Source organism: Draconibacterium sp. IB214405, assembly GCF_033963885.1.
Lineage (GTDB): Bacteria > Bacteroidota > Bacteroidia > Bacteroidales > Prolixibacteraceae > Draconibacterium.
Genome location: NZ_JAXBMA010000005.1, coordinates 134,491 through 159,822 on the forward strand (window position 1 = coordinate 134,491; position 25,332 = coordinate 159,822).

Sequence of the window (25,332 nt, forward strand, 5' to 3'; positions counted from 1 at the left end):
TTGGGGAGAAGGGCAATTTCCTTGTTATTCTTTAACAAAACCTTACCCCTTTGGCTGTAGCCATTTCCCCTCGCGAGGGGAAACAGTTGTAAAGATCGGTCGGCAACTTTGATGTAGTGCTTACAGATTGCTTCTCCCGATTCGTTTCACTCACCGGTATCGCAATGACACATATATTATTGGTACAAGGCAGCGGACAGTCGTGAATCGTGCCTGAATGAATTAGTTCATTGTCCGCTGCCCTATTCTACTACATCACATCGTCATTGCGATCCGTCAACTGACGGAGAAGCAATCTCTTCACAATTGCGGTGCAAACTACCAACAAGCCCGAGCAACTACCCGATTGCACCGCTTAATCGACCATACTCACTAACCCCAGGCTTAAGCCTGGGGTTAAACACCATCATCATTACCTGGCTTTAGCCCTCAACATCAATATCTTTACATATATCCATTCAAACCACCACACAAAACCTGTTCACCGATAAAACTCCCCCGTTCAACCAAAAAACAATTTCATTTTCATACACATCCCTAACTTTGTTGCAGCCAAAAACAAAAAACAATAGAAATAATGGAAACTACACACACAGTACACCTTAACAGAATTACCGGCTACGGCCACGAGAATATTCCAAACATCGGTTTTAAACTGATGGAATTTGCCATGAAAATCAGCGATCTTTTTGTTGGGCAGTCGGAGCGAAACTTTAGCCGGCTACCTTTAAAAGAAGGACAAATTGTTGTTGACTACGGTTGCGGTCCGGCACGTTATGTAAAAAATGCCTCGGAAACGGTTGGTCCCAACGGAAAAGTATTTGCCATCGATATACATCCCATGGCCATCAGCAACGTAAACCGCAAAATTGAAAAACACGGGCTCACCAACGTGGAAGCCCTTCAGGCAGATGGTTATTCGTGTGCCCTGCCCAATCGCATTGCCGATGTGGTTTACGCCCTCGATATGTTTCATATGATCGAGCAACCGACTGAATTGATCCGCGAACTGGCACGCATTGTTATGTTTCACGGAATTATCGTTATTGAAGACGGGCATCAGTCACGGGCTGAAACACTCGAGAAAATTAAGGCCTCGGGACTTTTGTGCGTTTGCAGCGAGAACAAACACCATGTGGTTTGCAAACTCAAAGAGACCAAATGTTTACCACCTGCATAATGCAAACATGTAACACAGATCACACAAACTGCTCAATAACATTATTTTACGCCCCCGAAAAACGAAACCTTCAGAGGTGAACTTTTGTTTAATTAGCAAAACTCAAAAATCTGATCTTATGAAGGTAGTCGTCCTCGGCGCCGGAATTTCCGGACACACCGCAGCAGCATTTCTCAAGAAAAAATTGGGCAATAAACACGAGGTAATCGTTGTTTCTCCCAGCCAGTATTACCAATGGATACCATCGAATATATGGGTGGGTGTTGGCCGTATGAGCATCGACCAGGTCCGTTTTAAATTACACAAAGTATACAAACGCTGGGACATCGAGTTCCACCAGGCCAAAGCAACCGCCATCCATCCTGAAGGCGATACGTCGTCCGATACCGCTTTTGTCGACATTGAATACACCTCGGAAGATAAACGCGGCAAAACCGGAAAAGTGGAGTACGATTACCTGGTAAACGCCACCGGGCCAAAACTCAATTTTGGTGGAACGGAGGGATTGGGACCGGGCCAAAACACGGTTTCGGTATGTTCGTACGATCATGCTGCACACGCCTGGGAAGAACTGGAGAAGAGCATCGAAAAAATGAAAAAGGGTGAAAAGCAGCGTTTCCTCATCGGTACCGGTCATGCCATGGCCACCTGCCAGGGAGCGGCTTTTGAATACGCGCTGAACATTGCTTTCGAGCTAAAACGACGCAAGTTGTTGCATCTTGCCGAAATAACCTGGATATCGAACGAATACGAAGTGGGCGATTTTGGTATGGGAGGTGCTTTTGTTAAACGTGGCGGTTACGTTACTTCGACTAAAGTTTTCACCGAATCGGTATTTGCCGAGAACAATATAAAATGGATAAAACGTGCCGGCGTTTATAAAATCGATCCGGGAAAAGCATATTATGAGACTCTTGACGGCGAGGAAAAATCCATCGAGTTCGACTTTGCCATGCTGATTCCCGGCTTTTCGGGACAGCCTTTTAAAGCCTTCGACAAACAGGGCGAAGACATTACCGCGAAAGTTTTTGCTCCCAACGGTTTTATGAAAGTAGATGCCGATTACACACCAAAACCTTTTGAGGAATGGAGCATTAACGACTGGCCACAAACCTATCAAAGTCCGGCTTACGCAAATATGTATGCCACAGGAATTGCTTTTGCACCACCCCACTCCATATCAAAACCGATGAAAAGTCCTAGTGGACGGGCGATTTTCCCGGCTCCCCCACGCACCGGAATGCCATCGGGAGTTATCGGAAAGATCGTGGCAGAGAATATTGCCGAGGGAATTAAAAAAGGATCGTTCGAGCATAAACACACAGCCAACATGGGACGAATGGGAGCTGCATGTATCGTTTCGGCCGGGTACAGTTTAACCAAAGGCCTGGGTGCTACAATGACCGTGTCTCCCGTGGTTCCCGACTGGGAGAAATACCCGGAATGGGGCCGCAACATCAACTCAACTGTTGGCGAGATCGGTACCGCAGGGCACTGGATAAAACTCTTCCTGCATTACATGTTTCTGCACAAAGCCAAAGGTTATCCGTTCTGGTGGTTATTACCGGAATAGTTGAAGGACTGAAGGACCGAAGGATTGATTTCAAATAAATAAAATTCTGACTAGCGGCTAGTAGCTAGCGACTCGAAACTAAAATATAAATCATGGAAAAACAAAATAGATTAACCACAGCTTATAAAGACGAATTCTATCCGCCAATTCCCACGCGTTCGACCAGATTCTGGCGAACATTTTTCCCGGTTCAGCTCTATAACTTTTTCAGATTGAACCTGAAGATCATGAAAATAGTGGTAAAAGGACACTCCTAATTTTCTGCTAAGCGAATTTGCGATAAAAGTACTTATTGAAAGAAAGCCTGTTCATCGTGGCAGGCAGTGATTGTTTTTGCTATCTTTATGGCATATCAATTAAACCGAAATTTCAATAAAATTATCATGAGAAAAAGTATTTTTTACAGTTTCGCTGTGATGGCTGCATTGTTGATTGCCAGTCCAGCGTTCTCGAAGAAAGCAAACAAACTGTCGTCGCAAGAAAAAAAAGACGGCTGGGTTTTGCTGTTTAACGGCAAAAATTTCGACGGCTGGCGTCAATGTAACGGAACGGCCATGCCTGCCAACTGGGTGATCGAAGATGATGCCATGAAAGTTTTTACCGGAGAAGGTAAAGAGCCGGGACAGGGAGCCAATGGCGATATTATTTTCCAGAACGAGAAGTACAAGGATTTTGAATTCTCGATTGACTGGAAAGCCGGAAAAATGGCCAACTCCGGAATTTTCTACAATGTAAGGGAGGTGCCCGGAAAACCAATTTATTATGCAGCTCCCGAGATTCAGGTGCTCGACAATAAAGATGCTACCGACAATAAAGTTGACAGTCATCTGGCCGGTTCGTTGTACGACATGATTGCCGCCGATCCTTCAACTGTTAATCCGGCTGGCGAATGGAATACATGTGTAATAAAACTAAAAGACGGACAAGTTACAGTTTCGATGAACGGTACTGAAGTGGTGAAGTACAGCCACTGGAGCGATGAGTGGGACCAACTGGTGGAAAACAGCAAATTCAAAAACTTTGAAGGTTTCCAGGAAGGAATTTCAAAAGAAGGTTTTATCGGTTTGCAGGACCACGGTTATACGGTATGGTTCCGAAACATTAAAATCAGGAAATTATAAAAAAGACACGCTTAATTTAAACCAAAATAAATCCCGGCCTGAAACAGGTCGGGATTTTTTATGAAACTCTAACCTGAGATCGATTTTAAAAGATCAGTATAAAAACCCGATGGAGTATAATTTAAGTGCAGTAAGTCAATTTTTATTTTTCCTGCCGGAGGCCTTCATTTTTGTCTTGCCACAAAAACGAAGCAAAAAAGACAAGGCTGCTTTTGGTCCTTCCCCTACGTTTTATAAAACCTAAATTCGGACGGGTGATCTCCTCGATTCCTCGGAGCTTCCCGCTCTCATTAAGGTTTTACTTCAACTCCGGGCAAATACCAAAAGAGGCCGTCGACGTTTTGCAACGTCAGCGACATCGGAGCCCGGCCTCGTCCGGTGAGCCGGAAAACAAGAGGTGACGGCGTTAAAAAATCACTGATGTTTGAGGAGGTACGACGAGTTTCAGGAATTTTAGCCGGCATCGCGTAGCTTTTCCGAGGGAAGCGGGCGCAGCCTTGCTTCGGAAATGCCTTCCTCATATTTACTATTTGGGCTAAGCCAAATAGTAAAATCCGTCTGATAAGACAATAGCATCTTTCTTTTGGTAGGTGACTTAATATAATCTTGAAATTTTTTGAGTAAGCTATATTTTCTTCTCCGCAAATTTCGCGCGATTGATTTTAAATCTTCCTCACGAATTCTTTTAATTCTTTTCTTTTGCGCGGTGCTTTTTCTCTCGACCGGTATGGTTCATCCAGCAAATCGGCATCGCCTAAATAGCCCAAAGCTCCCATACAAACCGGAGTAAGATTCTCACCCAGCTGCAAAACCTCTTTTACCATCCGGCTGCCAAAACCGGCCATTAAGTGCCCGTAAATATCTTTGCTGGCTGCCTGAAGCAGCAACTGTGCATTGGCCATCCCCACATCGTGCATGGCCCATTTATTTGGATTTCCGTTATCGGAAAACGTATCTATTTTTATGGCAACGAATAACACCGCCGCCTGTTTTGTCCAGGGTTTGTTACCCGTGGCCAGACAGTCCCAAAGGGCTTCAAATCCCGGCGTGCCACGCATAGCATAAACATATTGCCAGGGTTGCTCATTCATGGCACTGGCAGCCCACGAGGCAGCATTAAAAATTTCATTTATAGCCTCTTCGGCAATGGGCTCCGGTGAAAATGCCCGCGGACTCCATCTTTTCTCCAGTAAGGGATGGATATCGTATTTTGTCATAACTTCCATATTCCTCTTGATCTGATTTACTTTTAGCGAATTTGCATGGGCAGATCCATCAATAAGATCCGTGCATCCGATGTTGCACTAATATCAATCGATTCAACATCCCATATTCCTATCGCATCTCGTTTCGACAATTCATTCCCCGAAATGTTCACTTCTCCTTCGATCACCATTACATAAATTCCGTTTCCAGGGTTTTTAACGGTATACGAATCCGTTTTACCGGCATCGTAATTACCCAACATAAACCACGCATCCTGGTGAATCCACACCCCCTGATCGTCGGGATTGGGCGAAAGCACCTGGTACAATTTATTCTTTTCGGCCACATCGCGAATGGAGATCTGATCGTAGCGCGGTTGTACATTTTGTTTGTTCGGGAACAGCCAGATCTGGAAAAGTTTTAGTGTTTTATCCGGATGATGGTTAAACTCGCTGTGGTAAACACCTGTTCCGGCACTCATCACCTGCACATCGCCCGAGTGAATAACAGCCTGGTTGCCCATGTTGTCTTTGTGTTCCAGATCGCCTTCCAACGGTATGGTAATTATTTCCATATTGTCATGCGGGTGCGTTCCAAAACCCTGTCCTCCGGCAATGGCATCGTCGTTTAATACACGCAGCACCCCAAAATTCATTCGCTCGCGATCGAAATAATTCGCAAAACTAAAACTGTGCCTTGCCTCCAGCCAACCGTGATTGGCGTATCCTCTTGAATCGGCTTTGTATAAAATTGTATTCATTGCTTTCTTTTCTTTAAATATTCATGTTATCCGGGAATTAACTGCTCTGGCTTTTCACCCCTCCTAACCTTCCGCCAGCCGGCGGAGAGGAATTGTCCCCCTCCGGGGGATTTAGGGGTCAGATAAAATAATTTAGAAAACTTCTTAAAAAAAATGCCGGTGCCCGGCTATGCTTTCGCATTTTCAGACACCGGCAAAGGTTCCCTCCATCTCGAAATCCTCACTAATCCCTCTTAAACGAACCTTAATTGTATTATTGTTCCCCTCTGGCTTAAATCTTTTTATTTGCTTGAAGTCACTCCTTCGCTGGCAGTTGCTTTCAATTCGAATTTGATTTCGAATTCATCTTTGATCATGTTATCACCAAGATCGCTGAAGAAGCTACCTGAATTATATTTGATATCCCATTTTGTACGGTCGATCGATGCAGTACCCGATGCCGATAAGGTTTTACCGTCAACTTTTATTTCTGCAGGAAACGACACCTCGTTGGTGATACCTTTAATGGTTAAGTCCCCGGTTACTTTGTCATTTTTCACTGAAGTAATTTTGAAGTTCCCAACCGGGTGCTTTTCTACCGAAAAGAAATCGTCTGATTTTAAGTGACCCACCAATTTGTCTTTCCACTCGCCCTGAAGATCGGTTACTTCAATTGAAGTTAAATCCAAACTTAAGTTAGCGCCGGTTACATCGTTACCCTCAACAAATACTTCGCCACCTGCTAAATTAAGGTAACCTGTATGTTCTCCGGTAACTTTTTTACCTGTCCAATATACTTTGCTGGCTTTTGTATCAACACTGTATGTTGCTTTATCGCCATCTACGCTCGATGCAAAACCTGCTGTTGTTATTGTTATCGCAAGTACTAATAATGTAGTTAATTTTTTCATTTTCATTTTTTGTTTAATGTTTACGAATAATTTATACTGCAAACATACGGGGGAAATGAAACCAAAAAAATAAACTAGTTTAATAAAATACCTATTAGTCTCTTTTTTTAACTCTTTTTGCAATTATTTTACTCAAGAAAACGGGAGTGACTCCCAAATAAGAAGAAATATGGTATTGCGGAAGGCGCTGAACAAGGTCGGGATCGTTAGTTAAAAGCTCCTCGTAATTCTCTTCGGCAGTTTTTGATAAAATGGCCACAAAACGTTTTTGCAGGAAAATATACGAACGCCGGATATTAGTTCCCAGGTCGGGATACTTATTCATAAGGATTGAAAATGCATCTTCCGAAATCGAAAAAGCAGTAGTTTTCTCCACAGTTTCTAAAAAGTAGGAAGTGGATGCAGGCGTTCCAAGGTCGCCCAGCCATTGCCGTTCTTTACCAAAAAGCACATTAAACTCCTTCCCGCTCTGGTCGATAATATACATGCGCAGCAAGCCTGTTTCAATATAATAGTGACGCGTATTTTTCTCGCCGGCATTAAAAATCCGCTGCTTTTTATTAAAAGTTTCCTTTCTGAACACCGACGAGATTTCCTCTTCTTCGGCTTCAGTCAGCTCCCGATTTATTATTTTTTCGAAATAAGAATATAGTACGGCGTATTCTTCCATGCATTTTATTTCCTGTAAAATTAATAAAACAAATAATGTATCGTATAAATCTGTTACACTGGCATAATATTTGTTTGAACATAAAAAACTTTAAACCTTCATACTATGAGAACTTTACTACTTATTTTACCACTTATTCTTTTTTGTTTTCAATCCAATTCTCAAGAAGTCGATTCAACAAAAACAACACAACTCGTAACTCAGGTAACGGAGCACAATTCCGTTTCAGATCTTACCATGGAAGAAGAAGTACCCTACAAGGTGCTCAAAAAAGCTCCGACAATTAAATACATTGTTACGAAAAAAGGTAACGGAAACAAGGTGGTATTCTGTGTAACCTATGGATCGAGAAACTTACCGAAGGAAACACAAATTTCTCCAACGAACGGAGTTCCCTATCAGCTGGGAAGAAAAAAAGGTTATGATCAACTTAATTTCCCTGCCAAGTTTACCCTTTTCTGTCCTTCAAACAATTTCACAAATCCATTCAATAGCATGGCTCAAATGATCAATAATTTTGAAATAGAATTTTACGAGCCGGGCAACTGGGAAGTAAGTTTTATTAGATAACTGCTTTCAACCTTCTTCATAAAAGATATTGTAAAAGCTTTCTTGTTGCGAGAAGGCTTTTTTACTTTAATCAAACCAGCTTCTTCAGTTTTTGGAACTCCAATTCAGATTGGTCTTCAAAAAATTCCTCATCCAACTCCGTCTAAACATAACAGATAGCGATGATAAACCAAAAACAAAATTGATAAGAACTAAAACATGATTATTGTCTCATTCGATATTCTTAGCTAAAGATATTTTTATATTTGTACTTTATAAAATATTTTAAAAACTACGACACCAATATGAATAATCTACAGAAGATAAGCCTCCAAGTGTTCGCATTTTTGTTTTGTGCCTACTCGATTTCGGCACAAGCACCGGCAGATTGGGTAAATCCGTTTATCGGGACAACCAACTACGGAACAACCAACCCGGGAGCGGTGGTGCCGCGCGGGATGGTATCGGTAGTACCGTTTAACGTTAGTGGCAACTCGCCGTTAAATAAACGCGACAAAGACGATGGTTGGTGGTCGACACCCTATTCGTGGGACAATAAATATTTTACCGGCTATTCGCACGTTAACCTGAGTGGTGTTGGCTGTCCGGAGTTAGGTGTTATTCTTTTGATGCCAACAACCGGCCAGGTAAACGGCGATCATCGTGAATATGGTTCCGAGATGACTGAGCAAGTGGCTCACCCGGGATATTATTCTACTTACCTGAATAAATACGACATTAAAACAGAAGTGTCGGCGACGGAACGAACAGGCATCAGCCGTTTTACTTTCCCTGCCGGACAATCAAATATTCTTATCGACCTTGGTAATGGTTTGACCAACGAAAGCGGCTCCTCCATAAAAATTGTAAATAACCGCGAAATTGAAGGCTGGCGCATGACCGGAACGTTCTGTTACAACGACGGCACTGAACGCCCGGTATATTTTGTAGCGCGTTTTAGCAAACCTGCAGAAGAATTCGGCGTGTGGAAAAAGATGCCCAAAATGGGTCCGGAAGCAAACTGGTCGGCAACCAGCGATAAAATTAAATACTACAAAAATTTTCAGGCAGAAATGGCCGGCGACAGCATTGGTAGCTGGTTTACTTTTAACACCGATGCCAACGAAGAGATTCTTGTAGAAGTCGGAATTTCGTATGTGAGTATCGAAAATGCCCGATTGAATTTAAATTTCGAATCGAAAAAATTTGATTTTGACGCTACCCGCAAACAAGCGGAAGAAAAGTGGAACGAAGCACTTTCAACAATTACGGTAAAAGGTGGAACCGATGATCAGAAAACAGTATTCTACACAGGTTTGTATCATATTCAGATTCACCCGAATATTTTAAGCGATGTAAACGGACAGTATCCGGCCATGGAATCGTTCGAGATAAAAACACACCCGAATGGCGAGCGTTACACCGTATTTTCGTTGTGGGATACGTACCGCAACCTGCATCCGTTTATGAGTCTGGCATTTCCGCAGCAACAATTAAATGTGGTACAATCGATGATAGAAATGTACGACGAAAGCGGCTGGCTGCCGCGCTGGGAACTAAACAGCACCGAAACACATGTAATGGAAGGCGACCCGGCGCTACCGGTGATTGTTGATAGCTGGTTTCGCGGCATAAAGGATTTTGATGTTGAAAAAGCATACGGGGCCATGTATAAATCGGCAACTACACCCGGCGCCGAAAACAAAATTCGTCCGGATATCGACCATTATATTTCGCATGGTTATGTGCCTTTAGTGGCGCAGTATGATAACTCGGTGTCTCATGCACTGGAGTATTATATTGCCGACTGGAACCTGGCACAACTAGCCAAAGATTTGGGTAAAGAAGATGATTACGACCGTTTTCTAAAACAATCGCAAGGCTATAAAAAGTACTACGACAAGGAGTTTGGAATTATCCGCCCGAAACTGGAGAATGGCGAATTTATGCCCGAATTTAATCCGCGACAGGGAGAGAATTTTGAGCCAAGTCCGGGTTTCCACGAAGGAAATGCCTACCAGTATACATTTTGTGCACACCACGATATGGATGGTATGATCGCGCTAAACGGCGGTAAAAAGAACTTTGTAAAAAAATTGCAGGCCATTTTCGACGAAGGACATTTTGATATGGCGAACGAACCCGATATTCATTATCCATGGCTTTTCAACTATGTGAAAGGTGAAGAATGGCGCACCCAAAAAGAGCTGAACCGATTGATGGCAACCTACTTTAAAAACGCTCCCGGTGGTTTACCGGGTAACGACGACACCGGCACCATGTCGACATGGATCGTGTATTCAATGATGGGAATTTACCCTGTTTTACCTGGCGATATGAATTATGCCATCGCCTCGCCGGTTTTCGATGAAGTGACAATTCAGCTGGATCAGAATTTCTACCCGGGATCGGAAATTGTAATTAAAAAAAGTGGTTCGGGAGACAAAATCAGCAGCATCTCGCTGAACGGTAAAAAACAAAAAGCGTTTTTTATCAACCACGCTGATTTGGTTAAAGGCGGCGTTTTGGAGATTAAGCAGTAACATACTCCTGTCATTTCGACGACGGAGGAGGAGAAATCTCTAACATTAAGGAACAGATTTCTCTCCGTCAACTGACGGATCGAAATGACAGAAAAAAGGAACCAATGAAACAACTATCAATACTATTTCTGGCAATTGCTTTGTTAGCCTGCACTAAAAAGGAAACACCAAACACTGAAAACCTCACACAATACGTAAACACATTTGTGGGTACCGACGGGCCGGGAAATACTTATCCCGGTGCTGTTGTTCCGTTTGGGATGGTGCAACTCAGTCCTGATAATGGTATTGGTGGCTGGGATCGTATTGCCGGTTATTTTTGGCCCGACTCCACCATTGCAGGTTTTAGCCACACGCATTTAAGCGGCACTGGTGCCGGCGATATGTACGATCTGTTGTTGTTCCCCACTAACTCGCGTTTTACCGACGATCTATGGCCGAATCAAAAGGCTTACCGTCCTTACTCGAAATTCAGTCACGAGAAGGAAGAAGCCTCGCCCGGTTATTATAAAGTACTTTTGGAAAGCTCGGGTATTGAAGCAGAATTGACAACTACCGATCGTGTTGGCATGCACCGTTACACTTTTCCGGAAGACGTACAAAGTAAGATCATCCTTGATTTGGGCTATGCTCTAAACTGGGATGCTCCAACCGAAACAACAATTAAAATCGAAAACGACCATTCAATTTCGGGAGTTCGCAAGTCAACCGGCTGGGCCAATGTTCAGCATGTATTTTTTGTTGCTGAATTCTCAAAACCATTTGAAAATATTGCATTAACTCCTGAATCCGATATGCAAAATGATACGGAAGTTAGCGGTAAAAATGCACGTTTCGAAACCACATTCAGCACCACTGAAGGTGAGCAAATTTTGGTTAAAGTTGCACTATCGTCCGCATCGGTTGAAGGAGCGCGAAGAAATATGCAGGCCGAACTCAATCATTGGGATTTTGATGCAGTACGTGCAGCAGCCGATAAAAAATGGGAAGAGCAACTTTCATCAATTAGAGTTGAGGGAAGTGATTACCAAAAGGAGGTATTTTACACCAACTTCTATCACCTGTTTCTTACGCCAAGTTTGTTAAGCGATGTTGACGGGACTTACAAAGGTGCCGATCAAAAGCCAAAGGTTGCCGACGGATTTAAACGCTACGATACTTTTTCGTTATGGGATACCTACCGTGCAGCGCATCCGCTTTACACGATTGTTTGCCCCGATGAGGTTGAAAATATGATCCAATCGATATTGGCGCATTACGATGAAACCGGATTGTTACCTGTTTGGTCGATGGCCGGAAATGAAACGAATATGATGATCGGGTACCACGCCGTTCCTGTAATAGTTGATGCGTATTTTAAGGGCCTGCCAATGAACGCCGAAAAAGCTTATGCAGCTTGCCGTGCCTCGGGTATGAATGATTCGGAAGAAATGGAATTGTACCGAAAATACGGCTATGTTCCGTTTAGCGAGAAAGGCGAAAACTGGTCGGTATCGAAAACACTGGAATATGCTTACGACGACTGGTGCATCGCTCAATTTGCGAAAACTCTGGGGAAAGAGCAGGATTATGCACTTTTCTCGAAAAGAGCCGATAACTGGAAAAACCTTTACGACGAAAAAACCAATTTCTTCCGGGCAAAAGATATCGACGGTAACTTTTTAGAGCCTTTCGTTTCGAAAGAATATACAAATGTATATTGCGAAAGTAACGCATGGCATTACCTTTTTGCGGCTCAGCACAACATTGAAGGATTTCGAGATTTGATGAGGAAAGAGCGATTCACCGAATTACTCGACAGCATGTTTACCTACTACCCTGCAGCTGATGATGATTTGCCAATTTTTAGCACGGGAATGATCGGGCAATATGCACACGGTAACGAACCCAGTCATCATGTTCCGTTTCTGTACAACTTTACCGATCAACCTGAGAAAGGACAAAAATATGTGCGCGAAATTATCGAAACACAATATTCAAACAAACCCGATGGCTATTGCGGAAACGAAGACTGTGGTCAAATGTCGGCGTGGTACGTGTTTGCCTCAATGGGATTTTATCCTGTAAATCCGGCAAACGGTGTTTATTATTTGGGCAGTCCTTCACTGGATGAAGCGATAATCGATCTGCCAAATGGAAAAACATTTACCATAAAAGCCGAAAACAACAGTAAGGAAAATGTGTATGTACAATCGGTAACGCTGAATGGCAAAGCGCTGACCGAAAATTTTATCACTCACCAACAACTTATGGAAGGTGGAGAGTTAATATTTACCATGAGTAATTCGCCAAAATAACTTCAAGTACCTTATAAATTTTATTTTCCGCCCCCTTTGCAAGCAGATTTTGAGTTCACGCTCAGAAACAGCTTATTTCTGCCAAAAATTTCTCCATCGCAAAAAATTAAGTTTAACAGATTTTGTTTTAAACAAAATTTATTTGCCTGATGTTGTGTACCATAAGAATTCTAACTAGTTTTAGAACTCAACAACAACCCTTTACCCGTTACAAAATATAACATTGGCAAGATGCGGCAACCATGGAAAATTCGTTAATAACAAAAATAAAAACACTTCATCGGTACCTGTTCATACCCATAATGCTTGCCGTGTTTTCTGTTGTTTTCTTTTTGGTATACCGCAACATAAAAATCCGTACCATAAATGAGTACAACAACGAACAATTAATATTGGCCCGATCAGCCTCAAACGGGATCACATCTTTTATCAAAGATTCTGAATCCGATTTATATTTTCTCGCCTCGCTGGATGATGTTATTAACACCACCAAGAAGAGTGAAGAAATAATGCAAAAATATTATGACGCTCATAATACTATTTTGGCGACAATTTCCAGAATCGATTCGTCCGGAATTATTGTGTCCAGCTACCCGGAAAAATCTGTACTTGGAAAGGATATATCTTACCAGGATCACGTGAAAGAGGTTCTTGCAACGCACAAACCGGTTTTCAGCGATGTATTTATGTCGGTTCAGGGCTATTTAAGTATTGCCTGTCATGTACCCGTTTTTAAGGACTCTACATTTGTAGGAAGTCTTGCAATTCTGATTCCGATGGACAAACTGGGAAAACAATACCTCGGAAATTTAAAAAGCATTGGCACCGGTCAGGCCTGGATTTTGAGTAAAAACGGAACCGAAATTTATTGTTCGGTGGAAGGACATACCGGCCATACTTTTCTCGACAATACCTATCACGATGAACAGGCCGAGCTCCTGATGGAAAGTGTTGCCCGCGATAGCAGCGGAGTAGTAAAAAGTTTTCACGAACTGGAAAAGAGCCATGGAGAGGCCTCATTAGTTGACCAATATGTAACCTTCTATCGCACCACGCTGGGAAATACCTATTGGACCATTCTGATTTCATCGCCCGAATCCGACATTTTCGATGTGTTAATGCGTTTTCGGAATCACTCGTTTATAGCATTCGTCCTGTTGCTCATCGCGCTGGCATTTTATTTTTATTCGCTGGCAAAAGTCCGCAATGTTTTAAAGGTGGAGAAACAACGACGGGAAGCAGAAAAGACTTTACTGAAGAGTGAAGAGAAGTTCCGGAAATTATTTGAAGAGCATTCTGCCATAAAATTATTGATTGATCCGATAACATCGGAGATAATCGATGCGAATAAATCGGCCAGTAAATTTTATGAATGGTCGAGGGAAGAACTGCGCAGAATGACAATTGACGAGATCAATACTTACTCAAAAGAAAAAATTGATAACGAACTGCGGAAATTGCGCAAGCAAGGAAGTATACGATTTGAATTTAAACATCGCCTGAAAAATAATAAAATACGCGATGTTGAAGTTTTTAGCAGTATCATCGAGATTGAAAACAGGGCGGTAATCCATTCCGTTATTCACGATATTACTGAGCGCAAGAAGGCTGAAAAAGCACTTATAATCGCCAAAGAGCAGGCCGAGGAAAGCAACAACCTAAAATCGGCTTTCCTGCATAACATGAGCCACGAGATAAGAACACCGATGAATGCCATAATGGGATTCTCGTCGTTGATGGTGGACTTTTACGACAATAAGCCGCAGTTGGAACAATTCTCTGCCATTATTAATCAAAGCTGCAAAAACCTGCTGAAAATTATTGAAGACATTCTTGATATTGCCAAAATTGAATCGGGGCAATTGCCGCTAAAAGAGGAAACCTTCGAGCTGGCCGACCTGTTTGATGAACTACACAGCTTTTTTAATGAATTCAAGCGCCACATTGACAAAAAGCACATCGATTTTATACTGGAACTGACAAGCAACCAAAACACTACAATAGTTACCGACAAAGGGAAGTTGCAGCAAATTCTTATTAACCTTATTAGTAACGCATTTAAATTTACCGACAAGGGAAAAATTGTTGTTGGCTGCAAGGTGTCAGGTAATAATGTCGAATTTTATGTTAGTGATACCGGCTCCGGAATTCCACCCGATAAACAGGAAGCTATTTTTGAACGCTTTACCCAGCTAAACACCGATAAGAAAAATATGTATGGCGGTACAGGTCTGGGACTTTCAATAGTAAAAGGACTTTTGAACCTGTTAAACGGCTCTATCCGGATGGAGTCGGAACTTGAAGATCTGACAACGGGAAAAGCAGGTGGAACTACTTTCTATTTTTCCATTCCGTATGTAAAAGGTGAAAAAAACAAAATAGAGGTACACACGGCTGCAATAAATGAAACCTACAGTTTTAACAAACAAACCATTTTGCTGGTGGAAGATAACCTGGCCAATACACATTTAATCCAGAAGATGCTTGCCGACACCGGGCTTCAACTATTGCATACCGAATACGGCGAAGAAGCAGTGGAACTAACCAAAGAAAAAAAGCCCAACCTTGTACTTATGGATATTGGGCTACCCGATATCAGCGGTTACGAAGCCACAAAAAAGATTAAGGAGACATTTCCTGCTATCAAGGTAATTGCGCAAACGGCCTATGTTTCCGGTCAGGATAAAGAAAAAGCTTTTGCCGCCGGATGCGATGATTTTATTGAAAAACCGATTCAAAAAGAAAACATGCTGGCTGTGCTTAGCAAACATTTAAATTCAAAATGAGGTGTTCACTCAAGTGGAAATGGTTATTTCCCGCGTAGCATTATTTACTTCCAGTTTCATTTTTAACTCGTCTCTTTCCGCCGGGTGGTCGGTTGGATACCAATTCCGTTCCGAACCAGAGATTACGATCAGTCCGTTGTCGTCGCCCAATGCTACAAAGTCTTCACGTTTTGGCCCTCTCGCAAAATAAGACAATCCTTCTTCTTCAATCAGATTTTCCGCTAAATCCAGTGGTTTATCGTCTACAATTCCAACTTCGCTAATCGATAAAATATCTTTTCTTCCAAAGTATTGATCAGATGTGTTTTCCAGATCGTGGCGGGCTATAAATTCGAGAATGTTATTACTGGCATCGTAAAAATAAATGGAATGTGCATTCCAATTCTTAAAGACTGTGATGAGCTCTCCGGCTGAGTTTTTAATTACTTCACACTTTGTAGATAACCACTTTAAAGCCTCATCAATTTTGTTGCACGGAATATTAAATGCAAAATGGTAGTTCCTGTTTTTGTTATCAGATTCAGTAAAACGTAAGCGAGAGTAGCCGGCTAAAAAAGTAACAGAGTTAGCAGTCGATTCTGCAACTTTTAACTCCAGCACATCGGTATAAAATCGTTTTGTTTGTTCGAGATTATTTGTCGGTATTTCCAGTTCGAGAATTTTCATCGGAGTTTTGTCACGTAATTTCAATTCTTTTATTTCCCCACCTTTAAAATTCTGACAGCCCCCTGAATGACCAACACAAAAACAATAGCCCCGATAATTAAGTCGGGTTTATTTGAATTGAGCCAGTTAACCAGAAGTCCGGCAGCAATAACACCCAGGTTAATAATCACATCGTTCGACGTAAAAATCATACTGGCTTTCATGTGTGCTTCATGCTTGCTTTTCGATTTCTGCAGTAAATACAAACAAACACCATTTGCAATTAGGGCAAAAATGGAAATGACAATCATAGTCGAAAAGTCGGGCATTTTTTCCGCAGCTAAAAATCGTCTTACTACTTCAGCAAAACCAATTACGGCCAATAATATCTGGAAATATCCGGCAAGTTTTGCAATTCGTTTTTTGCGGATCAGCGTACCGCCAACAGCAAACAAACTGATGCCATAAACAAATGAGTCGGCAAGCATATCTACACTGTCGGCTACCAATCCCATCGATTTTGAGAACAAGCCGGTGGTCATTTCAATAATAAAAAAAGCAAAATTGATGGCAAGAACTGTCCAGAGTAGTTTGCGTTGATTGGAATGTTCTTCAAATCCTGATTCATCAGTCTGTTCAGTAGTTAATTTTTGTCCACCTAAATTCAATTCTGCTATCGATTTTTCGATTAGCTCAATTTGACCAATGTGAAAAACAGTTAGTTTACGGTTCGCGATGTCGAAATCCAGGTTTTTAATACCCGAAATGCCATCCAGTTTCATTCGGATTAAATTTTCCTCCGAAGGACAATCCATTTTTGTGATCTCAAAAATTGTTTTTTCCATAATTTAACTCTTTTGGAAATTGATACGGACATCTGAATATCTATTGCTACAAACACTACATACCCAACAATTGTTTTAGTGCAGATTCAGCAGGTGACTTGAAGTCACCTGTTGAATAGCAAACCAAAAAAAGGGGAAACCTTGCGGCTTCCCCTAATATCAAATTCTAATTATAACTAAAGTACTGGTTTAGTCTACATTAAAAACGAAATAAGCACCCCTGCAGCAACAGCCGAGCCGATTACTCCGGAAATGTTACTGGCCATACAATACTGAAGAATGTGGTTCTTTTTGTCGTATTTTAACGCCAGCTCATTCGCCACACGCGAGGCCATTGGTACGGCACTCAGTCCGGTTGCTCCAATAAGCGGGTTGATCTTTTTCTTGCTGAACATGTTTACGAGTTTCACTGCAAAAATTCCACCGGCAATTGAAATAGCAAAGGCCACAAAACCTCCAACCACAATACCAAGTGTTTTTGCCGAAAGGAATACTTCAGCAGTCATGGTAGCACCTACGGTAAGACCAAGGAAAATAGTTGCGGTGTTCATGATCGGTCCCTGAGCAGCGTCGGCCAAACGGCTTGTAGACGAGCCAACCTCTTTAATCAGGTTACCAAACAGTAACATTCCTAACAGTGGCACCGAAGATGGCACCATAATCGCAGCCAATGTTCCCAAAGCAATAGGGAAAATAATTTTGGCAGCTTTCATATTCTTGATCTGAACTTTTGCAGGATACTGTTTCTCCATTTGTTTCATGTTGATGGTGAACTCCTTTTTCGTGATCAACAATTTTGAAACCAACGGTATAATAACAGGCACCAGCGCCATGTACGAATAAGCAGCAATTGCAATCGGTCCGAGCAAGTGCGGAGCCAGTTTAATGGTAGTGTAAATAGCGGTTGGGCCATCGGCACCACCAATAATACCAAGCGAAGCAGCTTCTTTCGGAGTAAATCCTACAGCAATAGCACCAAGAAGAATGGTGAAAATACCAATCTGTGCAGCGGCACCAAACAATGCAAGTTTAAGGTTACGCAACATCGGGCCAAAATCGGTGAGTACGCCAACTCCCATAAAAATTACAGGAGGCAGCAAGCCGGTTTTGATCAGCGAATAATACAGGTAATTCATAATCCCGTATTCGTGCGCAATTTCAAACAGGTTCATATAACGGTGTCCTTCCAGCTCAATCAACTCGGGATTAACAACTCCCATTTGTCCCCCGGGAAAATTGGCCAGCAACACACCAAATGCAATGGGAACAAGCAGCAGTGGCTCGTATCCCTTCTTTATCCCAAGATAAAGCAGCACAAACGCTATCGCCCACATGATCAGTGTCTGGTAGGTGATATCGCCCAGTGCGGTCATGTTAAACAGTTCTGATAAAATCTCCATAAAGCTGGTTTATGACAGTTGTACCAAAACATCATCTTCATCAACGTTATCGCCATTGGCTTTTAAAATGCCAACCACTGTTCCGTCGCTTTCGGCAACCACAGCATTGTAGGTTTTCATCGATTCGATGTAGCAAACCAGGTCACCCTCTTTTACTTTATCTCCTACTTTTAGTGCTGTTTCCGATGTATCTTTTGTTAACATGAATTTTCCTTCGAGCGGTGCAATTACCTCTGCAGCTACATTTCCGTTTGCTGCAGGAGCAGCTTCTGCTTTCGCTGCCGATCCGTTTGTACCATTTCCATTTGTGGCCGGAGCAGTCGCTTCAACTATCTCATCGTAGCTAACACCAACTTTAAACTTCTCACCGTTTACATCAATAATCATCGATTTTGGTTCGAATGCACCAGCAGGAACTTCTACAACCTCAGGTTTTGGTTCTGCAGCAGCTTTCTTCTCAGCGAGGTCGGCTTCAAAATCGGCTTTTGCTTTACCCGATTTGTAAGCACGATATTGCTCAGGGTGCATTGCCATTTCAAGCAACTCTTCGTCGTCCTGACCGTAATCCCACCCGTTATCGTCCATTTCTTTTTTGAACACATCCAGGTTATCAGGATACAAATCCTGAGGAACGCCGGTAAAAAATTCTTTTCCGCTTGCTTTTGCCAGCTCAACAATTTCAGGAGCTAATTCTCCCGGAAGTTTTCCTGATTTACCGATGATCATATCCCAGATATTATCGGCGATCATACTCCAGCGCTCACGGCCTTTAATTACCTGCAACACATTCATAAGTGCAAGGTTTTTCACGTACTGACTAAATGGAGTTACCAGCGGTGGATAACCTAGTTTTGGCCAGATATATTCTACTTCCTCAAACAGTTTGATCAACAGATCGTCCTGAGTTAAGGTTGGTTTATTGCGTTTTATCAGCCATTTGTTCAGGCTCTCGAGGTTGTTACCCAGGTCGGCCATTAAACTACCCATCATTCCACCAGGAAGACCGGAACCAATCAGCAACGAGTTCATGTGACGGTTTTTCGGATTGATGTAGTAACCAAGGAAATCGTCGACAAACTCCTGTGTCATCGAGCGTACTTCCATGTAGGCTTTCATGTTCACATCTTTAACGGCATAACCGGCATCTTTTAACATACCTTGAACAGCCAACACATCGGCGTGACCGGTACCCCACGACAGTGGTTCCATAGCAACATCGACATAATCAACGCCAGCGCGTGCAGCCTCTAAAATACTTGCCATTGAGAAACCGGGACCAGAGTGACCATGGTACTGAACAGTAGTTTTTGGATGTGTAGTTTTTATATTCTTAATGATTTTCCCGATAAAAGCTGGACGACCGATACCGGCCATGTCTTTTACACAGATCTCGTCGGCACCCATTTCAATTAACGTGTTCGCAAGTTCGGTGTAATATTCAACCGTATGAACTTCTGAAATAGTTAAACTCAAAGCTGCCTGCGAAATCATTCCACCTTGTTTGGCAAACTTAATCGAGTTTTCGAGGTTACGCGGATCGTTCAAACCACAGAATGAACGGGCAATATCAGTTCCCTGCAACTTCTTAACTTTAAACATCAGTTTACGTACGTCGGCAGGAACCGGGCTCATACGAATACCATTCAAAGCACGCTCTAACATGTGCGTTTGAATACCGGCATCGTTAAAAGGTTGTGTCCATCTGCGGTTGGCAATGTTTGGATTTTCGCCAAATAAAAGGTTGATCTGCTCAAATCCCCCACCATTGGTCTCGACCCTGTCGAAACAACCCATATCGATAATTGCGGGTGCAACTTTTTCTAATTGTTCTACTTTGGGAACGTATTTCCCTGAAGACTGCCACATATCTCTATACAGCAAGCTGAATTTAATTTCTTTCTTCATTTCTGGTTATTTTGGTTTTATTGGATAAATGAGATACCGTTTACTTCTTCACTTCTGTTTTTCCTTTCATTTGCTCTATTCTGTTTGGTTTGTCGAATCGCCTCTTGGAAAAAGCTTCAGAAGTTGGTATCAATTTACTAGTCACTCATTTTCTCTACTGATGTTACTCTTCCTTTTCCTTTGGTTGTAATTTGAACTGCTGAAACAATCGCAGCCAATTTCGATGACTCAAGCTCTGATTGTTTACTGCCGGATTGTATGGCGGCACTAAGCGGAGCTACTTCAAAACGGTTGGTAATCCGAATAATCACATTACCTAAAACCACCACCATAATCAGGATGAAAAACACGGTACTCATGCCCGTTAACATCAATTTTAAAGCTTCGTTCATATTTAGTTTTTTAGTTTGAATTGATTTTTTAAAGCTTGCAAATATATACTTCATTATCACATAGAGAATCATTTTGATTTCATTTTGTAAGCATTTTTAACGTTTTACTATCATTTTGAAAGTTGCAATAAAGAAATATTTCTTTTTACATATCCAAATATTTAAATATGAATAAGTTATATGGCCTTCAAAAAAAATCAAATTCACCACCTGCTTTACAACATAAAAATCAGGCAGTTAACATTAAGGTTAGATTTGTTCTTGTTTTTTGTGTGAAAATTACACATTCAGTTTTTATGCGAGTTTCAGACCTGTTTATCCCCATTTCTTCGATAAAAAATCAATTTCATAATTCGTATATTATCAATTTCGTCAGATCGGGTTAAACAGAATCGTTTATTTATGTAGTCAATAAAATTAATGTACCTTTGCTTCAGATTTTGGGTATAAGAAGATTGCTCTTCCTCCTAATCCCCGTCTTTAGGATATTTGCTTTTAAAAATCTTATCGCTCAACAGTAAAACATATTTATAAGCTTTCATGATATTATCTATCTACAATCATGTAGCTTGAATCATTATTAAAACCATATATGGGAAGATCAAAAGAAACATTCGGTAAAAAAGAAGTTAGAAAAAAACAAGAGAAGAAAAGGAAAGAAAAAGAAGCCAGAAAGCTGGCCCGAAAAGAAAATGGAGGTAACTCAGGACTTGACGATATGATTGCCTACGTTGATGAGTTTGGAAACATTACCGACACTCCACCAGAAGAAACGGCTAAAGAAGAAATTAAAGCCGAAGACATTGATGTAAGTGTACCAAAAGGTGGTTACGGCGAAGCTGAACCAAAAGAGAAGCAGGGAATTGTAACTTTCTTTAACGAGCAAAAAGGTTATGGTTTTATTCGCAACCTGTCGAACAACCAGAATATTTTTGTTCACATCAACGAGGTTGAAGGAGAAATTAAAGAAGGAAATCGTGTTACCTACGAAGAAGGTCAGGGCGCAAAAGGACCGACTGCGCTGAATGTGAAAATTTCGGGTTAACGGTTAACATATTTCGCTTAACTACCTGGAAAAGAGTACAAAGACGGGAAACAATTTAAAGTTCGCGGTATTGAACTTTGGAGACAATATTTCATCAATACATGTAAAAGAAATGCTTATAATCGGCATTGGCAAAAAACAGCTGATCCGTTTATCGTTTTGATTCTCCTGATAATCGCGAAATAAGAGCACAACATCTGCTCTTTAATTTTCGGTATTAACATATACCTATAAAAAGCACCATCATACTATCATAATAAAGTAGATTTTGTAATTTAGAACCAATAACAAAATCTATTTTATTATGACTTTCAAAACCTTTTTAGCGTCGATATCGGCAATACTGTTACTATCTGTTAGCTTTCAGTCGCTTGGGAAGAAAAAAGAGGAAGTGAAGCTTCCAAAAATCGACTCTTCGGTATACGGCAATTTAAAATACAGAAATATTGGCCCTTTCAGAGGCGGACGTTCTGCTGCTGTTTGTGGCGTTACCGATAATCCAGATCTTTACTATTTCGGCTCTACCGGTGGTGGGGTTTGGAAAACCGAGGATGCCGGACAAACCTGGAAAAACATTACCGACGGTTATTTTGGAGGATCAATTGGCGCAGTTACAGTTGCTCCGTCGGATCCAAATATTATTTACGTAGGCGGCGGCGAAAAAACAGTTCGCGGAAACGTTTCTTATGGTTATGGAATTTGGAAATCGATGGATGCCGGCGAGACATGGGAATACAAAGCATTAAAAGAAGGTCAGAATATTCCCCGAATCAGGGTACATCCTAAAAATCCTGATATTGTTTATGCTGCAGTTTTGGGTCATGTATTTGGTCCCAATAAAGAGCGGGGAGTTTATCGTTCGAAAGACGGCGGCGATAACTGGGAACAGGTGCTTTTTGCCAACGAAGATGCCGGTGCTATCGATCTGATCATCGATCCGTTTAATCCACTGGTTTTGTATGCTTCTACCTGGCGTATGCGGAGAACGGCTTACAGTCTGGAAAGTGGCGGAGAAGGATCGGCACTTTGGAAAAGTACCGATGGTGGCGACACCTGGACCAACATTTCCGAAAACAAAGGTCTTCCGAAGGGAACGCTGGGAATTATTGGCATTACTGCATCTCCGGTAAAAAGAAACCGATTATGGGCGATTGTTGAAAATAATGACGGTGGTGTGTTTCGTTCCGACGATGCCGGCTTAACCTGGCAAAAAACCAATACGGATCGCAACCTGCGTCAGAGAGCCTGGTATTACAGCCGTATTTATGCCGACGCTGAAAATGCAGAAAAAGTTTATGTACTGAATGTTCAGTTCTGGGTATCACAGGACGGAGGTAGCTCTTTCAAATCGATTAATACTCCCCACTCCGATCACCACGATCTATGGATTAATCCAAATAATGCCGACTACATGGTTATTGGCGACGATGGTGGCGCACAAATCAGTATGGATGGTGCTCGAAACTTTTCATCAATGATGAACCAGCCAACTGCTCAATTCTACAGATTATCAGCCGACAACCAGTTTCCTTATCATATTTATTCAGCACAACAGGATAATTCAACCGTCCGGATAGCAAGCAGAAGTTTAGGTGGCGGAATTACCGAAGACGACTGGGAAGGAACTGCGGGAGGAGAAAGTGGTTTTATCGCACCAGATCCTAAAAATCCTGATATTGTTTACGGAGGATCATACGGCGGATATTTAACGCGAATAAATCATAAAACTGGTGAAGAGCGCTTGGTCGACGTTTGGCCGGATAATCCAATGGGTTGGGGAGCCAAAGACTTGAAATACCGCTTTCAATGGAATTACCCCATATTCTTTTCAATACACGACGACAATACCTTGTTTACAGCTGCTCAGGTACTTTTTAAAACTACAAACGAAGGACAAAGCTGGGAACAGATCAGCCCTGATTTAACCCGTAACGACACAACAAAAATGGGATCTTCGGGCGGCCCAATTACAAAGGATAATACCAGTGTGGAATATTACGGGACCATTTTTGCCGCCTGCGAATCATTGCAGGATAAGAACGTAATTTGGACCGGGAGCGACGATGGATTGATTCATATTACAAAAGACGGTGGTAATAACTGGGAAAATGTAACTCCACCAACTTCGATTATGCCGGAGTGGACTATGATTAACAGTATTGAACCACATCAAACCGAAGCGGGAGGTGTATACGTGGCTGCAACTTCATACAAAAACGATGATTTTACTCCGTATCTGTACAAAACCACTAACTATGGTGAATCGTGGGAGTTAATTACAAACGGGATTGACGAGACCCATTTTACCCGCGTTATCCGTGCCGATAAAAACAGGACTGGAATGCTTTATGCCGGAACTGAAAGTGGGATGTACATTTCGTTTGATGATGGTGAGTTATGGCAGCCCTTTCAGTTAAATCTGCCGGTTGTTCCCATTACCGATCTATTGGCTAAGGATAACGATCTGATTGTTGCCACACAAGGACGAAGTATCTGGATACTTGACGATTTGACCATTTTACAACAACTGAACAAAGAGAACATTGAAAAAGAATTTGTTTTGTTCGATCAACGCGATTCATACAAAGTTGGAGGCAGAAGTTATGGCGGTGGTAATAGCGGGCAAAATCCTCCGGCTGGAGTAGCGATAGATTTCTACATCAAAGAAGTTAATGATTCAACTACCGCCAAGCTTGAAATCCTTGAATCGAATGGGCAGGTTATTAAAACATTTTGTACCGATGCAGAAGATAAAAAGATAAAAGAAGATCTCTCGCTCGGGAAATTGACAATTGATAAAGGATTAAACCAGTTTGTTTGGAACCTGCGTTACCCTAATGCAAAAGGATTTCCGGGCTTAATTATGTGGGGCGGAAGTCTTCGTGGCCCTGAGGCAGTACCGGGAAATTACAAAGCAAGATTAACGGTTAATGGATCGACTCAAGAGAAACCATTCAAACTATTGGCAAATCCGAATTTTTCGGCCACCGATGCTGATTATAAAGAGCAATTTGATCTTCTAATGGAAATCAGGGATAAAATCACTGAAACGCATGAAACAATTATAAATATTCGTGCTGCAAAAACACAGCTCGATGAATTGAATTCTAAACTAGACACGGCGGCAAACAAAGAGATAATCGAATTTTCAAAATCCCTCATCAAACAAATGGATAAAATTGAAAACGAGTTGTATCAAACTAAAAACCGCAGTAACCAGGATCCGTTGAATTACCCTATAAAATTGGGAAATAAACTGGCTGCTGTTGGCGGAGTGATTGCATCGGGCAGTTTTAAACCAACCGACCAGGAATACAAGGTAAAAGAAGAACTTACAGAGCTTATAAACATTCAGCTTGTTGAATTTAACAACATTAAAAAAGTTGAAATTCCGAAACTGAACAAAATGATTTGGGAAGCAAAAATTCCGGCAATTCAGCTGGAAAGTAATTAAGTGACTGAGTAAATGAGTTAAAAAAGGATGGCATCTTTAAAGGTTCCATCCTTTTTTTGATGTATAAATCC

19 protein-coding genes are annotated in these 25,332 nt (G+C 41.8%); 10 read left to right on the plus strand and 9 right to left on the minus strand.

The genetic code is table 11. From position 1 onward, the window contains the following. The first annotated feature begins 577 nt into the window (after positions 1–577). The 4 genes from SLH46_RS18050 to SLH46_RS18065 all read left to right on the plus strand — a co-directional run bounded on the left by SLH46_RS18050 (position 578) and on the right by SLH46_RS18065 (position 3,874). Complete coding sequence (locus SLH46_RS18050) at positions 578–1,180, plus strand: class I SAM-dependent methyltransferase (protein ID WP_320282616.1); 603 nt, start codon at positions 578–580, stop codon at positions 1,178–1,180. Positions 1,181–1,298: 118 nt separating this feature from the next. Further along, positions 1,299–2,753 carry an NAD(P)/FAD-dependent oxidoreductase gene (locus SLH46_RS18055; protein WP_320282617.1) on the plus strand — a complete coding sequence of 485 codons (1,455 nt, stop codon included), beginning with the start codon at positions 1,299–1,301 and terminating at the stop codon, positions 2,751–2,753. 92 nt (positions 2,754–2,845) lie between these two features. Further along, complete coding sequence (locus SLH46_RS18060; protein ID WP_320282618.1) at positions 2,846–3,010, plus strand: hypothetical protein; 165 nt, start codon at positions 2,846–2,848, stop codon at positions 3,008–3,010. 126 nt (positions 3,011–3,136) lie between these two features. Beyond that, positions 3,137–3,874 (plus strand): 3-keto-disaccharide hydrolase, encoded by a 738-nt coding sequence (locus tag SLH46_RS18065; RefSeq protein WP_320282619.1) that lies wholly within the window; start codon positions 3,137–3,139, stop codon positions 3,872–3,874. Positions 3,875–4,536: 662 nt separating this feature from the next. On the opposite strand, the gene SLH46_RS18070 is transcribed toward SLH46_RS18065, so the two are convergent. The 4 genes from SLH46_RS18070 to SLH46_RS18085 all read right to left on the minus strand — a co-directional run bounded on the left by SLH46_RS18070 (position 4,537) and on the right by SLH46_RS18085 (position 7,400). Next, on the minus strand, positions 4,537–5,091 hold the full coding sequence (locus tag SLH46_RS18070; protein WP_320282620.1) for a nitroreductase family protein: 555 nt from the start codon (positions 5,089–5,091) through the stop codon (positions 4,537–4,539). Between the two features lie 32 nt (positions 5,092–5,123). Continuing rightward, positions 5,124–5,840, minus strand: coding sequence for a pirin family protein (locus SLH46_RS18075; RefSeq protein WP_320282621.1), 717 nt, complete (start codon positions 5,838–5,840; stop codon positions 5,124–5,126). 281 nt (positions 5,841–6,121) lie between these two features. After that, positions 6,122–6,730 (minus strand): YceI family protein, encoded by a 609-nt coding sequence (locus tag SLH46_RS18080; protein WP_320282622.1) that lies wholly within the window; start codon positions 6,728–6,730, stop codon positions 6,122–6,124. Between the two features lie 94 nt (positions 6,731–6,824). Continuing rightward, entirely contained in the window at positions 6,825–7,400 is a 576-nt protein-coding gene (locus SLH46_RS18085) for a Crp/Fnr family transcriptional regulator (RefSeq protein WP_320282623.1), read from the minus strand. 105 nt (positions 7,401–7,505) lie between these two features. On the opposite strand from SLH46_RS18085, the gene SLH46_RS18090 reads away from it, so the two are divergent. The 4 genes from SLH46_RS18090 to SLH46_RS18105 all read left to right on the plus strand — a co-directional run bounded on the left by SLH46_RS18090 (position 7,506) and on the right by SLH46_RS18105 (position 15,575). Beyond that, positions 7,506–7,970 carry a hypothetical protein gene (locus SLH46_RS18090; RefSeq protein WP_320282624.1) on the plus strand — a complete coding sequence of 155 codons (465 nt, stop codon included), beginning with the start codon at positions 7,506–7,508 and terminating at the stop codon, positions 7,968–7,970. A gap of 284 nt (positions 7,971–8,254) precedes the next feature. Beyond that, on the plus strand, positions 8,255–10,492 hold the full coding sequence (locus SLH46_RS18095) for a GH92 family glycosyl hydrolase (protein ID WP_320282625.1): 2,238 nt from the start codon (positions 8,255–8,257) through the stop codon (positions 10,490–10,492). A gap of 104 nt (positions 10,493–10,596) precedes the next feature. Continuing rightward, a complete protein-coding gene (locus tag SLH46_RS18100; protein ID WP_320282626.1) occupies positions 10,597–12,789 on the plus strand; it encodes a GH92 family glycosyl hydrolase in 2,193 nt (730 codons plus the stop codon). A gap of 242 nt (positions 12,790–13,031) precedes the next feature. Beyond that, positions 13,032–15,575, plus strand: coding sequence for an ATP-binding protein (locus SLH46_RS18105; protein WP_320282627.1), 2,544 nt, complete (start codon positions 13,032–13,034; stop codon positions 15,573–15,575). A 9-nt stretch (positions 15,576–15,584) separates the two neighbouring features. Here the strand turns inward: SLH46_RS18105 and SLH46_RS18110 are convergent, their stop codons facing one another. From SLH46_RS18110 to SLH46_RS18130, 5 genes are all read right to left on the minus strand, one after another. After that, the gene (locus SLH46_RS18110; RefSeq protein ID WP_320282628.1) at positions 15,585–16,241 is read right to left on the minus strand and encodes a VOC family protein; all 657 of its coding nucleotides are present in this window, start codon (positions 16,239–16,241) and stop codon (positions 15,585–15,587) included. Between the two features lie 29 nt (positions 16,242–16,270). Beyond that, positions 16,271–17,065 (minus strand): cation transporter, encoded by a 795-nt coding sequence (locus SLH46_RS18115; RefSeq protein ID WP_320282629.1) that lies wholly within the window; start codon positions 17,063–17,065, stop codon positions 16,271–16,273. A gap of 194 nt (positions 17,066–17,259) precedes the next feature. Further along, positions 17,260–18,465 (minus strand): sodium ion-translocating decarboxylase subunit beta, encoded by a 1,206-nt coding sequence (locus SLH46_RS18120; protein WP_320282630.1) that lies wholly within the window; start codon positions 18,463–18,465, stop codon positions 17,260–17,262. 9 nt (positions 18,466–18,474) lie between these two features. After that, entirely contained in the window at positions 18,475–20,370 is a 1,896-nt protein-coding gene (locus tag SLH46_RS18125; RefSeq protein WP_320282631.1) for a biotin/lipoyl-containing protein, read from the minus strand. 137 nt (positions 20,371–20,507) lie between these two features. Then, positions 20,508–20,762 carry an OadG family protein gene (locus SLH46_RS18130; RefSeq protein ID WP_320282632.1) on the minus strand — a complete coding sequence of 85 codons (255 nt, stop codon included), beginning with the start codon at positions 20,760–20,762 and terminating at the stop codon, positions 20,508–20,510. A 592-nt stretch (positions 20,763–21,354) separates the two neighbouring features. On the opposite strand from SLH46_RS18130, the gene SLH46_RS18135 reads away from it, so the two are divergent. Both SLH46_RS18135 and SLH46_RS18140 read left to right on the plus strand, forming a co-directional pair. Continuing rightward, positions 21,355–21,807, plus strand: coding sequence for a cold-shock protein (locus SLH46_RS18135; protein ID WP_320282633.1), 453 nt, complete (start codon positions 21,355–21,357; stop codon positions 21,805–21,807). A gap of 304 nt (positions 21,808–22,111) precedes the next feature. Further along, a complete protein-coding gene (locus tag SLH46_RS18140) occupies positions 22,112–25,261 on the plus strand; it encodes a WD40/YVTN/BNR-like repeat-containing protein (RefSeq protein WP_320282634.1) in 3,150 nt (1,049 codons plus the stop codon). Positions 25,262–25,332 lie beyond the last annotated feature (71 nt).